Genomic DNA, 12,980 nt, shown 5'->3' with positions numbered 1-12,980 from the left:
CCAGCATGTGGCCACAGCGTTGTCGGGGAAGGCGATGATCGTCGCATGGTCGTGCAGTTCCTTTGTCACGGCGGGACAGCGGGCCGCAGCAGGTCCTCCCGCGGCCGGGTATCGAAACGATGCATGGAGGGCGGCGGCAGAGCGCCGATCAGTGCATTACTGCAGCCAGTCCTGCGGGTCCACTCGTGTTCCGTTGCGTAGCAGTTCCATGTGCAGGTGTGGACCGGTGGTACGCCCAGTGTTGCCGCTGCGGGCGATGGGATCGCCCCTGCGCACGCGCTGGCCTGGCTGTACCGCGAAGTCCTGCAGGTGCGCAAACAGCGACTGCCAGCCAGCGCCATGATCAATCACGACAACCGTGCCGTAGTTGGCGCCATCGGGATAGGCGTGCGTGGCGGCGATCACTGTGCCGTCGGCGGGGGCGAGCACGGCGGTGCCTCGGCGGGCGGCGAAGTCGGTGCCGCGATGGGCGCGCTGGCGGAAGTCGGAAACATGACCGAATACGCTGGTAACCCGCGTATTGGACAGCGGCGCAGCGAATGAAGGGGCTGGCGGCAGCGCTTCTTCCAGGACTGTTACTGATGTGACCGGCAATGGCAGCGGAAGAGACGGCGGCCCTGCCATCGCGGCGGCTTGGACGGTGGCCAGACCGACCGTGCAGGCGGCGCCCAGCGCGACCAGCAGCAGGACGCTGGTGATACCGGGGCGGCGACCCGCATCGCCCTGCAGCATATGCTGCAGGCGTAGCTGGTGGCCGCCGAAATCGCGATGGGTCAGGGCACTGGCTGGCTGCTCTCCCGTAGCATGGCGAAGTGTCTGGATATAGGCGTGGGCCAATAGGCGGCCATCGTTGCTGGCGCCCCCCTCGGCCAGTGCACGCGCATCGCATTGCAACTCGGCGGCCAGCTGCACGCGCGCGGCAATGCGTCGTACGAACGGATTGAACCAGTACAGCGCACCGACCAGTCGCATCAATGCAGCGCGCTGGGGATCTCGGCGCTGCAGATGGGCCGCCTCATGGCCAATGACCAGGCGTAGCGTTCGATCCGGCAGGGCCAGGCTGGCTGCCGGCAGGATGATCTGTGGTTGCGGCCTGCACAGGGCAAACGGCGTGCCGTTGCCAGCTAGAAAACGCAGCGCGATCCCTTTCTGCTGCAGCTCCCGCATGATCTGGCGCGATTGCGGTCCCGGCAGTTGCATTGCCTGCAGCGGCTGGCTGTCGCGCAACAGGGCGCGCAGCCGGCGGCTGGCCAACGCCCACCGAGCGAGGGCCAGCAGGGCCCCTGCGATATGGACGGTCAGCAGCAGTGGCGTCAGCCAGGCCATCAAGGGTTCAGTCGCCGCGAGTGCAGGCAGCTGCACGGACAGCAGTGCGCCGGTACCGCTGTCCAGCGCAACCGGCAATGTGCTGGACAGCTCCTGCAGCGGCGCGGCCTGCATCGGCAGCATCAGCGCTAGCAAGGGGGGCAGCACAGCGCACAACCACGCCCCCAGCCAGAAACGCGCCGACGCATGCGAGAGCCCGAGCTGGCGCTGCAACAGTTGCGCGCCGTACCAGACCAGGCCAGCCCCGAACAGGCTTGCAGTGAGGCTGATCATCCACAGGCCGGTTGATGACAGACTCATGGCTGGTCCTCGTCGCCCTGGAGCAGCAGCGCCTGCAGTTGCTCGATTTCCTTGTCGCTCAGCAGGCGGCTTTCGGCGAAGGCCTGGGTCGGCAGCGGCCCGTCGATCTCCAGTACGCGGCGAGCGAAGTCGGCACTGAGTGCGGCCAGGGTGGCCACCTTGCCGACCTGGGCGCTGTAGACATTCAGGCCGTGCTGGCTGCCCTCTTTCACCAGGCCCTTGTCGACCATCCTTTCCAGCGTCTTGCGCGTGGACGAATACGACCAGTCCAGTGCAGCAGCTGCCGCGTTGTGCAGTTCACGCGCACTGCAGGCGCCATCGCGCCACAGGCACTTCAACAACTCCAGTTCGGCGTTCGAAGGTGTTGGGGGGCGGGGCATGGCCAGACCTGTGCGTGCGATTGATGTCGCGAGTGTGCGACATGTGTCGCATGCCATGCAAGAGGGGCATCGAAGCGCGGAAGTGCTGAGGTCAGTCGGTCGCCATCCGGTCGATGGCGTACAACGGCGTTTCGCCGGGGCGCAGGGTCAATACGCGCACGCCGCTGCGGGTGACCGCCACGGTGTGCTCGAACTGCGCCGACAGCTTGCCGTCGCGGGTGTACACCGGCCATTCGTCCGGTTGCTGGCGGATGGCCGGCTTGCCCTGGTTGAGCATCGGTTCGATGGTGAACACCATGCCTTCTTCCAGTGTCATGCCGGTGTTCGGATGACCGTAGTGCAGGATCTGCGGTTCCTCGTGCATTTCCTGGCCGATGCCGTGGCCGCAGTATTCCTTCACCACGCTGTAGCCATGGCTGCGCGCGTGGCGGGCAATGGCGTGGCCGATGTCGCCCAGGCGCGCGCCGGGGCGCACCGTGGCGATGCCTTTCCACATCGCCTGGTAGGTGGTCTGCACCAGCCGGCGCGCTGCATAGTCGACCTCACCGACCAGGTAGGTGGTGCTGGAGTCGGCGATGTAGCCGTTCTTCTCCAGGGTGATGTCGAGGTTGACGATCTGGCCGTTGCGCAGCACGTCGGTGGGGCTGGGCACGCCGTGGCAGATCACGTTGTCGATCGAGGTATTGAGCACGTACGGAAAGCCGTACTGGCCCTTGCTGGCCGGCCGCGCATGGAGTTCATCGACGATCATGCGCTCGACGAAATCGTTGATTTCCATGGTGCTGCGGCCCTGCAGCGGCAGCCGGTCGAGCGCGGCGAACACCTGCGCCAGCAGGCGCCCGGATTCGGCCATCAGCGCGATTTCGTGCGGCTGCTTGATCATCGCCATGTCAGGCCCGCCCGGGCGCCAGCGCCTGTGGCTGCACGCCGGCCGCGCGCAGTTCGCTGGCGACGATGTCCTGGAAGCTCAGCGTAGGATTCATCTCGCACAGCATTCCGACCCGGATCCAGAAATTGGCCTGGGCGTTGATCGAGCGGCTGGAGACGGTGCATGCACGGCGCAGCTGGTCGTGCAGGGTGTCATCGATGTTGACGATGCCCATCGGAGGTCCTGGGGAAGTGAATATACGAAGCGTATATGTTTCGTATATCCAGCTCAAGTCGCCAGGGTTCAGTCTGCGTGGGTGGCGAAGCGCAGGCGGTTGCCGTCGGGGTCACGCAGCAGCATCTCGCGGCTGCCCCATTCGGTGTCATGCGGCGGCTGCTCGATCGGCACGTTCGCGGCGCTGAAGGCACGGTGCAGCGCATCGACATCCTCGACGATGAAGTACACCGCGCCGCCGACCTCGCAATCACCGGTGTGTTCGGTGAGGAAGAGGGTCTGGCCGTCGCGGGTGAGCTGGGCGAACAGCGGGAAGCCGGGTTCGAAGCGGTGTTCCCAGTCGACCACGAAGCCCAGGCCCTGCACGTAGAACGGCAGGGAGGTGTCGGCGTGGCGCATGCGCAGTTGCGGAATGACGGTCTGGGGCATGGCGAGGGCTCCGGGGCGGGCGTCCAGTGTAGTGCCGGCCGCTGGCCGGCATCCTTCTGAGCCCGGGAACAATGAGGTTGCCGGCCAGCGGCCGGCACTACCGAAGCATTGCCGGCCAGCGGACGGCGCGACCGCAAGCGGTCAGCAGGCTGTCGGCACCGCGGCCATCGCCGCCAGCAGTTCGCGGTTCACCTGCTGGTGGCGCGCCTGCCAAACGGGAAGATCGTCGGCAGGGATGTCGGGCTGGCCATCCAGCGACGACAGCCAGCGCTTGAACCGGCTGCGGTAATTGGCCAGCGATACTTCGCCGGTGATGTCACTGCCGACCAGGCCGCCGGCGCGCAACGCCTCGATCACCACCAGTGCGTCTTCCAGCTGGAAGCGGCCCTGGTCCCAATTGCTGCGGGCCACGTCCTCGGCGAATACATCCTTGTCGATGGACAGGTAGGTCGGTTGCGGCGACTTGGCCTGCTCGGCAGCGAACGCAGCGACCAGTGCCTCGGGATGTTCGAAACGGCGGAAGGCGCGGCCCATGCCCAGGCGATGGCCCCAGCCCACGTCCACGTCCATGCACCAGTACGTGAGGCGACCGCCCAGCAGAGGGCGCCAATGGTTCTCCCAGGCATGGCCAAGGCCGATGTCGCTGGAGGTGATGCCCAGCACATGGATGTGCGAAATCTGCGGCAGCTTGCTGGCGGCGTTCACCCAGGAGCCGCAATGCATGCCGAACGGGAAGCGCATGTTGTCGGGGTGGTTGTCCAGTACCACCAGCTGGAACGGTGCCTGCGCGCGCATGCGCCGCAGCAGCGGCAGGCTGAGGTGGTGGAAATCGCCACTGCCAAGCATGACCGTGCCGAGCTGGGCCGGCAGCGGGGCCAGCACGTCAGCGGTGAAGCGGTCCAGCGTGGCATTGCTGCAGGCAAAGCGCAGCGGATCGTGCCACTGCGGCAGGGCCAGGGTCTGTGCCTGGGGCAGCGGCAGCACGCCACCATCCAGGTCCAGGATCAGCGGGGAACGCAATGGCATCGTTCAACCGCCTCCATCAGGTTCGCCCTGCAGATGCGGCGCCAGCCTGCGCAGGGCGGCGCGCAGCAGTGGGGAGCGTGCGTGGATCGCGTGACGGGTGGAGGTGAAGCTTGCGCCCAGCTCGGCCTTGATCCGCGAGTCGGTCCAGCCCGCCACGTAATGGCTCAGACCGTGCTGCAGCGCGTAGTCGAGATTGTGCATCCAGCTGACCGCGTACAGGTTGTGCTCGCGCGACTGCGGGTAGGCCAGGCCGATGTACTTGTCCACCAGCTTGCCGGCGTGCACGTAGCACAGGTTCCAGCCGATAAGCTGGCCCTGGTGGCGGTACAGGAACATCCGCCCCTGGCCCTGGCTGTCGGCCAGCAGGTGCTGGAAGTAGAGCAGGTCGAGCTGGTCGAAATGCACCGCGCTCTGCGCATACACGCCCAGGTACAGGGCATACAGTTCGGCCTGCAGCAGCGGGTCGGCCAGCGCCGGATCACCGGTGGCGATGCAGTCGATCTGCAGGTCATCGCGCGAGCGCAGCTTGCGCCGGATGTTCTTGCGACGCGAGGACGACAGGCGGCCGAGATAGCCGTCGAGCGAATCGAAATCGATCGCCACCCAGGCCAGCGGCATGCCTTCCAGTTCGACGAAGCCACGTGCCAGCAGCGCCTGCAGGAAGGCACCGCTGTGTGCATTGGCCGCCTCGTCCAGCAGCGGCGAATCGATCGCAAGGTCCTTGACCACCAGCAGCCGGGTATCGCCGATCGCGTGGCGCGTCACGTCCTCGGCCAGCGCCTCCGGCGCGACATGCGCCGGCAGCGGGGTGTACTCGGTGCTGGTGGCACCGACGAAGCGGGTCTGCCAGGTGATCCATGGCCGCCACAGGCGCGACAGCGGCAGGCCGAGCAGCTTGCCGCGCAGTGCGTCGTCCATCGTGGTGGTCAGGTCCAGCGGCGCACGGAAGGTTGGCAGGCCGCTGGGCAGGCGGCCTGCCTCGAATCCGAGCGGCGGGTGGGCCAGGAAGCCCTCCAGCAGCGCGGCCGGTTCCAGCGCAGTGCTGGACGCGCGTGACGTCATCTCCATCGGCACGGGAACCGGCAGCGCATCGACTTCAGCCCTTGGCCTTGGTCAGCGCCTGGTCGAGCAGGGTGATCGCCAGGTCGATCTCTTCGTAGCTGATGTCCAGCGACGGCGCGAAGGTGATCACGTTCTTGTACCAGCCACCCACGTCGAGCACGAGGCCCATGCGCTTGCCATCATGCAGCAGGTCGCCGGCCAGGCCGATGTCGACCATGCGGTCCAGCAGTTCCTTGTTCGGCGTGTAGCCGTCGGTCTGGCAGATTTCCGCACGCAGGGCCAGGCCCAGGCCATCGACGTCGCCGATTTCCGGATGGCGCTTCTGCAGGCCACGCAGGCCGTCGAGGAAGTACGCGCCCTTTTCCGGCACGGTGCGCTCGTAGTCCATTTCCTTGCCCAGCTTCAGCACTTCCAGGCCCAGGCGGGTGCCCAGCGGGTTGGAGTTGAAGGTGGAGTGGGTGGAACCCGGCGGGAACACGGTCGGGTTGATCAGCTCTTCGCGCGCCCACAGGCCCGACAGCGGGTTCAGGCCGTTGGTCAGCGCCTTGCCGAACACCAGCACGTCCGGGGTCACGCCGAAGTGCTCGATCGACCACAGCTTGCCGGTGCGCCAGAAGCCCATCTGGATTTCATCGACGACCATCAGGATGCCGTACTTGTCCAGCACGCGCTTGAGGCCGGTGAAGAAGTTGCGCGGCGGGATGACGTAGCCGCCGGTGCCCTGGATCGGCTCGACGTAGAACGCGGCGTACTCGGCCTGGCCGACCTTGGGATCCCACACGCCGTTGTATTCGCTTTCGAACAGGCGCTCGAACTGCCACACGCAGTGGTCGGAATACTCGTCCGGGGTCATGCCCTTCGGGCGGCGGAAGGGGTACGGGAACGGGATGAACATCGCGCGCTCGCCGAAATGACCGTAGCGGCGGCGGTAGCGGTAGCTGGAGGTGATCGACGAGGCACCCAGGGTGCGCCCGTGGTAGCCGCCTTCGAAGGCGAACATCAGGCTCTTGCCGCCGCGCGCGTTGCGCACGATCTTCAGCGAATCTTCGATGGCCTGCGCGCCGCCGACATTGAAGTGCACGCGGCCGTCGAGGCCGAACTTCTCGTGCATGTCCACGGCAATGGTCTTGGCCAGCTGCACGCGGGTCGGGTGCAGGTACTGGCTGGCGACCTGCGGCAGGGTGTCGATCTGGTCCTTCAGCGCATCGTTCAGGTGCTTGTTGCTGTAGCCGAAGTTGCAGGCCGAGTACCACATCTGCAGGTCGAGGTAGGGCACGCCCGCACCGTCGAACATGTAGCTGCCTTCGCCGCGCTGGAAGATCTTCGGCGGGTCGACGTAGTGGACGGTGTCGCCGAAGGAGCTGTAGCGGGCTTCGTCGGCCAGCAGCTGCGCATCGGAGGCAGCGGCGTCGGCATTCTTGTCAAAAATGTTCATGCAGTTCGGTTCCGTGAAGGACGTTCGAAAGGGGGCAACGGGGTAGCGGGTCTGGAAGGAGGTGCTCAGGCGGTGGCCAGCAGCAGGGGCAGTGCAGTGGGCTGCGGGCTGGCGTCGATGCGACGTGGCTGCAGCAGGCTGCCATCAAGCAGGCGCGGCAACAGCGCGATGGCATCGTGGAAGGTATCGATCGCGGCATGTTCGATGCCGGCATGGGTGCAATGGGTGATCAGGCGGCGCTTGGCAAACACGAAGTCGGCATCCTCCGACACGCAGAAGTCCGAACTGCCGTCGCCGATCATCAGCACGTGCGGTGCTTCGTTGGCACGTGCCTGCGCAGCGCAGGTGCACTTGCAGGTGCCGCTGCGGCACCCTTCGGACTGGTAGGGCGATTCCAGTTCCCAGTGGTCTTCGCACCAGCGCAGGTGGTTGGCCACCACCGGCAGCCGCGACAGGCCGTGGTTGGCGAGGATGCGGTGGATCGCATAGTCCAGGCCATCGCTGACGATGCGCAGCGGCAGGCCCAGCTGCTCGGCGCGGGCGACGAAGGCAGTGAAGCCCGGATCGATCTGCACCTGGTCCAGGTGCGCATCAAGCGTGGCCGGGTCCAGCTTCAGCAGCCGCACCTGGCCCTGCATGCATTCACGCGAGCCGATCTTTCCCGACTTCCACTGTTCTTCCAGTTCCTGCCAGCCCGGCTGGCCGTACTTCTCCAGCAGCGAGTCGATGACATCTTCGAGGCTGATGGTGCCGTCGAAGTCACACAGGATGCTCCAGTGCATGGGCAGGTCCGTCGATGGGAAAGGCGTCCGGCACGGTGCCGGGGCAGGCTCAATGTAGGCAGGCCGCCTTTCTCGTTCCTTTCCTGTTGAAAGCCTTCATTTCCGGGCGGGGAAAGCGTTCAGGAAGTGACGTTGCTGAATGCGCGGAATGCCCGGGAGAAGCGGCTTTCACGCTTGGGCATCAGCCAGCGCCCGCAGGATTTCCGCGGTGTCTTCACGGGTCTGCCAGGCGCTGTTGCCGAGAGTCAGCATGCGTGCGGCGAAGTCGCGTGCGTTGGGCACGTCGGTGGCCGGCACGATGCCGCGCAGGTAGGCGTAGTCGGGCAGCGCATGGATGAACATGCGGCTGGCGCCGAGGCCGCGCGGCCACAGGTTTTTCAGTGCCGCATCGCGGGCGCGTTGGCTGGGCAGCAGCAGCATCAGCATCGGCCAGGTGCCACCGGTACCGGCCAGCCCATCGACCACCTCCACCGCCGGCAGCTGGGCCAGCTGCACGCGCAGCTGCAACGCACGCAGGCGCCCGGCCTGCAGGAAGGCAGGCAATCGCCGCGCGGCATGGGCACCGATGTTCTGCCGCCACTGGCTGACCCGGTGCTGTGGAATCTCCAGCGGGAAAATGTCACCGACCGCTTCTTCCAGGTCGCCACGCTGCAGCGCGCTGCGCAGTGGATTTCCATACACCAGCGACAACAGCGAAGGTCGGTAGCAGGCCGCCAGGCCGAGCAGCTGCACGCTGCGCAGCAGCTCCCAGCGCAGGCTGGAACGCACCTGTTCGGCAGCATGTCCGGCCAGCGCGGCACGCAGCTCGTCGTCGCGGCTGACCAGCAGGCCGCCTTCGTGCAGGCTCAATCCCTTGCCGGCGGCCAGGCTGAAGAAACCGATATCGCCGCGCAGGCCGACACTGCTGTTGCCGATCCGTGCACCCAGTGCCTGCGCGGCATCCTCGATGACCCAGGCACCCGCGCCGCGTGCAATCTCGCAGGCCAGCTCGACATCGGCGATGCGGCCACCGAGGTGGGTTGGCAGGATCGCCAGCGTGCGCGCATCGGCCAGGCGCTTGAGCTGGCCGGGATCGAAGTCGAAGTGGCCGTGGCGGGTATCGCACAGCTGCACGCGCAGGCCCAGGCTGTGCACCGCGATCGGCACCAGCGGGCAGGTGTAGGCCGGCAGGATCACGGTGTCGCGATTGGGCGCGCGCTTGCGCAGGGTGCGCAGCGCGATCAGCAGCGCGTGAGTACCGGAGCAGGTCAGCTGCAGCGGCGGTGTGCCGAGCTGTCGGGCCAGGATGTCGCGCAGGTCGCCACCACCGGGAAGGAAGTCGCTGGCCTGCATCGGCAGGCCTGCGGTCGGTGGCAGTTCGCGCGCGAACAGGCTCATCGCAACGCGCTCATGCGGTGCTTTCGGCGGGGCTGTGCGGGTCGTCTGCTTCGGCACGACCCAGGCAGACGATGCCGGCCACGATCAGTACCGCACCGACCAGGTGATGCAGGGTCAGCGGCTCGTTCAACAGCCAGGCCGACAGCAGCAGCACGCTGATCACTTCCAGGTGCGAAGCGGCGAATGCTGGGCCGATCGGCGCATGGCGCAGCAGGCTCATCCAGGTGAAGAAGGCACCGATGTAGCCGAGGATGGCGCCGTACACCCACGGCTGCGACAGCACGCGCAGCAGCCACGCGCTGTTGGCCTCGACCGGCAGCGCCGCATCGCCCGCATACTTGAAGCACAGCTGGGCCAGCGTATCGAAGGCCATCAGCAGCGGGAAACCGATCACATACAGGCGCCTCATGATCCGGCCCCCACCACGGCTACGCCGGCGGTGACCAGCAGCATGCCGGTGACCCGCAGCGGCGTGAGCTTCTCGCGGAACAGGAAGCGGCCGGCGATCATCAGCGCCACGATGTTGATCGAGCCCAGCAGCACGCCCTTGGACAGCGGTACCAGCGACAGGAACGCGATCCAGGCGACGAACTCAAGCACATAGCAGGCGATGCCGATCCACAGCCAGGGGCGGCTGAGCATGTGTTTCCAGCGTTGCAGGCCTTCGCCGTCCTGCGGGTCGCTGGCCGCAGCCTTGAAGGCGAGCTGGCCACCGGTATCGAGCACGACGTTGGCCAGCCACAGCAGGGTGGCGAGTGCCCCCATCTCAGGCCACCGCCTTGAGCACGCCGCTGCGTTCACCGATCTCGGTGAAGAAACGCGCGCTGCGGCGGATGACGTCGCGGCGTTCGCGGTCGATGGTGATCATGTGGTAACTGTCTTCCAGCACCACCAGTTCCTTCGGACCGCTGACCCGCGACATCACCAGTTCGGCATTGCCCATGCTGGCCACATCATCCTCACGGGCGTGCATCACCAGGCACGGTGCGGTCACCTGGTGCAGGTGGCGGCGGGTCCAGTGGCTCAGTGCACGCATTTCGGCCAGGGCATGCCAGGGGTTGCCCGGCAGGCCGGCGGCGGCGCTGTCGCCGGACAGCATGGCGGCGCTGACCTGCGCGCGCAGGCGCTCGTCACGCAGGCCGTACGGCGGCTCCTCCATGAACATGCGGTCGCGGCCGATGTTGAAGCGCTTGAACCACGGCAGCAGGAACGACAGGCGGGCTACGGCCGGGATGTTCCAGCCGTCGTAACGGAAGGTGGCGCCATACACGCCGACGCCGGACACCCACTCCGGACGGCGAGCGGCCAGTGCCAGCGACAGCACCGCGCCCATCGACAGGCCACCGACGAACAGCTGGTCGACCTTGCCACGCAGCTCGGCCGCTGCATCTTCCACGCCCTGGTACCACTGCTCCCAGGTGGTCGCCAGCAGGTCATCCACGGTGCCGCAATGGCCGGGCAGCTGCACGCCGTGCACGGTGAATCCCGCGTTGTTCAGGCCCTTGCCCAGCATGCGCATTTCCGCCGGGGTGCCGGTCAGGCCATGCACCAGCAGCACGCCCTGCGGGCCACCGGGGAGGAAGAAGTCGTGCGATTCGGTCACCTGGCGGCTCCGGGACGGCAGTGGGGATGGCAGGATCGCAAGCGCGATTTTCACCAGCCTTTCAACGCCCCGGGCCGGGTCAGGGGGCCTTCAGCAGCGGCAGCGTGATGGCCACCTTCAGCCCGCCACCGGGCCGGTTGAGGAAGGCCAGGCGGCCGCCGAAGTGCTCCACCGCCTCATGGGCGATGGCCAGCCCCAGCCCGGTGCCGCTGGCGGCGGTGCCGGGGGCACGGAAGAAGCGTTCGCCGAGCCGGGGCATCACGTCCTCGGGCACGCCGGGGCCGTTGTCTTCCACGTACAGTTCGACGTCATTGTCATCCAGCGCGTGCACGCCAACCGTGACGGTGGCATCACGGCCGGCATAGCGCAGGGCGTTGTCGATCAGGTTGTCCAGCGCCTCCTGCAGCATGGCGCCGTTGCCGAGCACGCGCAGCGGCTGGCTGCTGCCGCGGTAGCCGAGGTCGATGCCATCGCGGATCGCCTCCGGCACGCGCATGCCAACCCATTGCGGGACCAGTTCGCACAGGTCCAGCGCTTCCACCGTGTCCGGCACGGTCTGTGCCCGGCTCAGCGCCAGCAGCTGGGTGCTGACCCGGGCGGTGCGCTGGTTGAGCCGGCGGATGTGCTGCAGGGCTTCGCGCACGGTGTCCGGGTCGCCATGCGCCAGCGCCTGGTCAACGTGCAGGGCCATGCCGGCCAGCGGCGAACGCAGCTGGTGGGCGGCATCGGCGATGAAGCGGTTCTGCAGGGTGATCATCTCGGCCTGGCGCGCGAACAGATCGTCGATGGTGCTGATCAGCGGCTGGATCTCTTCCGGCACGTCGGCATCGGAGATCGGCGCCAGTTCGCCGCGGCGCTGTGCCAGGCGGGTCCTCAGCGGGGTCAGGATGCGCAGGCCGTAGGTCACGCCGAACCAGACCAACGCGGCGGTGCCCAGCGCCAGCATGGTCATCAGCGGGATGATGATCATCAGGATCTCGCGCGCGCGCTGGCGGCGGTCGGCCATGCTTTCGGCCACGGTCACCGCCAGCTGGTCCTGCGGATCGTTCATCGCCTGGGTGTAGACGGTGGCCATGCGCACCTGCTGGCCGTTGAGGTTGCCGTCATACAGCGCCGGATGCACGCCCGCGCAGTCCTGCGACGGCGCGTATGGGCTGAAGTCGGCGTTGCCGCTGAGGGTTCCCTTGCGGCTGCTGTCGACGTTGAAATAGCGATGGCCGTCGGGATCGTATTCGATCAGGAAGCGGGCCTGCGGTGACAGGTCGCTGGTCACCGGCATGGTGCTCAGCATCTGCGCGAACGAATGCGTATCGTCGATCAGGTTGCGGTCGTGGATGCGGTTGGAATAGTCCAGCGCAACGTAATAGGCCAGGATCGTATTGAAGATGAGCAGGCCCAGCATCGGCAACGCCAGGAAGGCGAGCAGGCGCCGGCGCAGGCTGGGCGGTCCACTGATCACGGGGCGCTGTCGTCCTGCCCGTCTTCCAGCATGTAGCCCAACCCGCGCACGGTGCGGATGCCCATGCCGCCCGGCTGCAGCTTGCGGCGCAGGCGGTGCAGGGCGATGTCCAGGCCGTTGTCGGTCAGGTCCTGGCCCCAGTCGCACAGTGCTTCCACCAGCTGCGCGCGCGAGACGATGCGCTCGGCGCGTACCGCCAGAGCCGACAGCAGGCCGAACTCACGTGCGGTCAGCTCCAGCGACTGGTCATCGATCCACACCCGGTGCCCGGCCAGGTCCAGGCGCAGGCGGCCGATGCGCAGGTCCGGGTTGCCGTTGCTGGTGACCCGGCGCAGCTGCGCACGCACGCGCGCTTCGAATTCGTCCAGCGCGAACGGCTTGACCAGATAGTCATCGGCACCGAGGTCGAGCACGCGCACGCGTTCGGCCAGGCCATCGCGCGCGGTCACCACCAGTACCGCCAGGCCATCACCGCGCTGGCGCAGGCGCTGCAGCACATCGCGGCCGTCCAGCTGCGGCAGGCCCAGGTCCAGCACCAGCAGCGCGTACTGGGTGGAGCCCAGCGCAGCATCGGCGTGCGCGCCATTGTCGACGTGGTCGACCACATGCCCCTGCCGGCGCAACGAGGCGCACAGGCCGGAGGCAATGTCCGGGTCGTCTTCAGCAATCAATACGCGCATGCGCGGGGGCTCCTGTAAC

Annotated in this window: 15 protein-coding genes; all 15 read right to left on the bottom strand. The window is 67.1% G+C overall.

Features of this window, described 5'->3' with window-relative positions:
* Nucleotides 1-156: 156 nt before the first annotated feature.
* Nucleotides 157-1,626 (bottom strand): M23/M56 family metallopeptidase, encoded by a 1,470-nt coding sequence (locus N5C18_RS01610; protein ID WP_279943651.1) that lies wholly within the window; start codon nucleotides 1,624-1,626, stop codon nucleotides 157-159.
* Nucleotides 1,623-2,006 (bottom strand): BlaI/MecI/CopY family transcriptional regulator, encoded by a 384-nt coding sequence (locus N5C18_RS01605; protein WP_046983251.1) that lies wholly within the window; start codon nucleotides 2,004-2,006, stop codon nucleotides 1,623-1,625. The genes N5C18_RS01610 and N5C18_RS01605 overlap by 4 nt, the downstream gene beginning before the upstream one ends.
* A gap of 91 nt (nucleotides 2,007-2,097) precedes the next feature.
* Complete coding sequence (gene map, locus N5C18_RS01600; RefSeq protein ID WP_279944493.1) at nucleotides 2,098-2,889, bottom strand: type I methionyl aminopeptidase; 792 nt, start codon at nucleotides 2,887-2,889, stop codon at nucleotides 2,098-2,100.
* A 7-nt stretch (nucleotides 2,890-2,896) separates the two neighbouring features.
* Entirely contained in the window at nucleotides 2,897-3,109 is a 213-nt protein-coding gene (locus tag N5C18_RS01595) for a ParD-like family protein (RefSeq protein WP_006425741.1), read from the bottom strand.
* 68 nt (nucleotides 3,110-3,177) lie between these two features.
* Nucleotides 3,178-3,537 (bottom strand): VOC family protein, encoded by a 360-nt coding sequence (locus N5C18_RS01590; protein WP_049456145.1) that lies wholly within the window; start codon nucleotides 3,535-3,537, stop codon nucleotides 3,178-3,180.
* Between the two features lie 141 nt (nucleotides 3,538-3,678).
* On the bottom strand, nucleotides 3,679-4,563 hold the full coding sequence (locus N5C18_RS01585) for a hypothetical protein (protein WP_279943650.1): 885 nt from the start codon (nucleotides 4,561-4,563) through the stop codon (nucleotides 3,679-3,681).
* 3 nt (nucleotides 4,564-4,566) lie between these two features.
* The gene (locus N5C18_RS01580; protein WP_279943649.1) at nucleotides 4,567-5,631 is read right to left on the bottom strand and encodes a GNAT family N-acetyltransferase; all 1,065 of its coding nucleotides are present in this window, start codon (nucleotides 5,629-5,631) and stop codon (nucleotides 4,567-4,569) included.
* Between the two features lie 28 nt (nucleotides 5,632-5,659).
* Nucleotides 5,660-7,060, bottom strand: a complete 1,401-nt coding sequence (locus tag N5C18_RS01575; RefSeq protein ID WP_279943647.1) for an aminotransferase class III-fold pyridoxal phosphate-dependent enzyme — start codon at nucleotides 7,058-7,060, stop codon at nucleotides 5,660-5,662.
* Nucleotides 7,061-7,125: 65 nt separating this feature from the next.
* Nucleotides 7,126-7,842, bottom strand: a complete 717-nt coding sequence (locus tag N5C18_RS01570; RefSeq protein ID WP_279943646.1) for an MtnX-like HAD-IB family phosphatase — start codon at nucleotides 7,840-7,842, stop codon at nucleotides 7,126-7,128.
* A 168-nt stretch (nucleotides 7,843-8,010) separates the two neighbouring features.
* On the bottom strand, nucleotides 8,011-9,219 hold the full coding sequence (locus tag N5C18_RS01565) for a DegT/DnrJ/EryC1/StrS family aminotransferase (RefSeq protein WP_279943645.1): 1,209 nt from the start codon (nucleotides 9,217-9,219) through the stop codon (nucleotides 8,011-8,013).
* A 10-nt stretch (nucleotides 9,220-9,229) separates the two neighbouring features.
* The gene (locus tag N5C18_RS01560) at nucleotides 9,230-9,628 is read right to left on the bottom strand and encodes a DMT family transporter (protein ID WP_006425768.1); all 399 of its coding nucleotides are present in this window, start codon (nucleotides 9,626-9,628) and stop codon (nucleotides 9,230-9,232) included.
* Nucleotides 9,625-9,984 (bottom strand): EamA family transporter, encoded by a 360-nt coding sequence (locus N5C18_RS01555; RefSeq protein WP_006425769.1) that lies wholly within the window; start codon nucleotides 9,982-9,984, stop codon nucleotides 9,625-9,627. The genes N5C18_RS01560 and N5C18_RS01555 overlap by 4 nt, the downstream gene beginning before the upstream one ends.
* Before the next feature lies 1 nt (nucleotide 9,985).
* On the bottom strand, nucleotides 9,986-10,822 hold the full coding sequence (locus N5C18_RS01550) for an alpha/beta fold hydrolase (RefSeq protein ID WP_008266311.1): 837 nt from the start codon (nucleotides 10,820-10,822) through the stop codon (nucleotides 9,986-9,988).
* Between the two features lie 79 nt (nucleotides 10,823-10,901).
* Nucleotides 10,902-12,281 carry an ATP-binding protein gene (locus N5C18_RS01545; protein WP_279943644.1) on the bottom strand — a complete coding sequence of 460 codons (1,380 nt, stop codon included), beginning with the start codon at nucleotides 12,279-12,281 and terminating at the stop codon, nucleotides 10,902-10,904.
* Nucleotides 12,278-12,961: a response regulator gene (locus N5C18_RS01540; protein WP_049456140.1), complete on the bottom strand. Its 684-nt coding sequence runs from the start codon at nucleotides 12,959-12,961 to the stop codon at nucleotides 12,278-12,280. The genes N5C18_RS01545 and N5C18_RS01540 overlap by 4 nt, the downstream gene beginning before the upstream one ends.
* Between the last annotated feature and the right edge of the window lie 19 nt (nucleotides 12,962-12,980).

This window comes from Stenotrophomonas sp. GD03930 (assembly GCF_029839665.1).
Classification (GTDB): domain Bacteria; phylum Pseudomonadota; class Gammaproteobacteria; order Xanthomonadales; family Xanthomonadaceae; genus Stenotrophomonas; species Stenotrophomonas forensis.
This window is presented reverse-complemented; position numbering and strand designations above follow the sequence as displayed.

Coding starts and splice junctions, on each gene's coding strand:
- N5C18_RS01610 (WP_279943651.1), bottom strand. CDS start 1,626: ATGAGTCTGTCATCAACCGGCCTGTGGATGATCAGCCTCACTGCAAGC.
- N5C18_RS01605 (WP_046983251.1), bottom strand. CDS start 2,006: ATGCCCCGCCCCCCAACACCTTCGAACGCCGAACTGGAGTTGTTGAAG.
- map (WP_279944493.1), bottom strand. CDS start 2,889: ATGATCAAGCAGCCGCACGAAATCGCGCTGATGGCCGAATCCGGGCGC.
- N5C18_RS01595 (WP_006425741.1), bottom strand. CDS start 3,109: ATGGGCATCGTCAACATCGATGACACCCTGCACGACCAGCTGCGCCGT.
- N5C18_RS01590 (WP_049456145.1), bottom strand. CDS start 3,537: ATGCCCCAGACCGTCATTCCGCAACTGCGCATGCGCCACGCCGACACC.
- N5C18_RS01585 (WP_279943650.1), bottom strand. CDS start 4,563: ATGCCATTGCGTTCCCCGCTGATCCTGGACCTGGATGGTGGCGTGCTG.
- N5C18_RS01580 (WP_279943649.1), bottom strand. CDS start 5,631: ATGGAGATGACGTCACGCGCGTCCAGCACTGCGCTGGAACCGGCCGCG.
- N5C18_RS01575 (WP_279943647.1), bottom strand. CDS start 7,060: ATGAACATTTTTGACAAGAATGCCGACGCCGCTGCCTCCGATGCGCAG.
- N5C18_RS01570 (WP_279943646.1), bottom strand. CDS start 7,842: ATGCACTGGAGCATCCTGTGTGACTTCGACGGCACCATCAGCCTCGAA.
- N5C18_RS01565 (WP_279943645.1), bottom strand. CDS start 9,219: ATGAGCCTGTTCGCGCGCGAACTGCCACCGACCGCAGGCCTGCCGATG.
- N5C18_RS01560 (WP_006425768.1), bottom strand. CDS start 9,628: ATGAGGCGCCTGTATGTGATCGGTTTCCCGCTGCTGATGGCCTTCGAT.
- N5C18_RS01555 (WP_006425769.1), bottom strand. CDS start 9,984: ATGGGGGCACTCGCCACCCTGCTGTGGCTGGCCAACGTCGTGCTCGAT.
- N5C18_RS01540 (WP_049456140.1), bottom strand. CDS start 12,961: ATGCGCGTATTGATTGCTGAAGACGACCCGGACATTGCCTCCGGCCTG.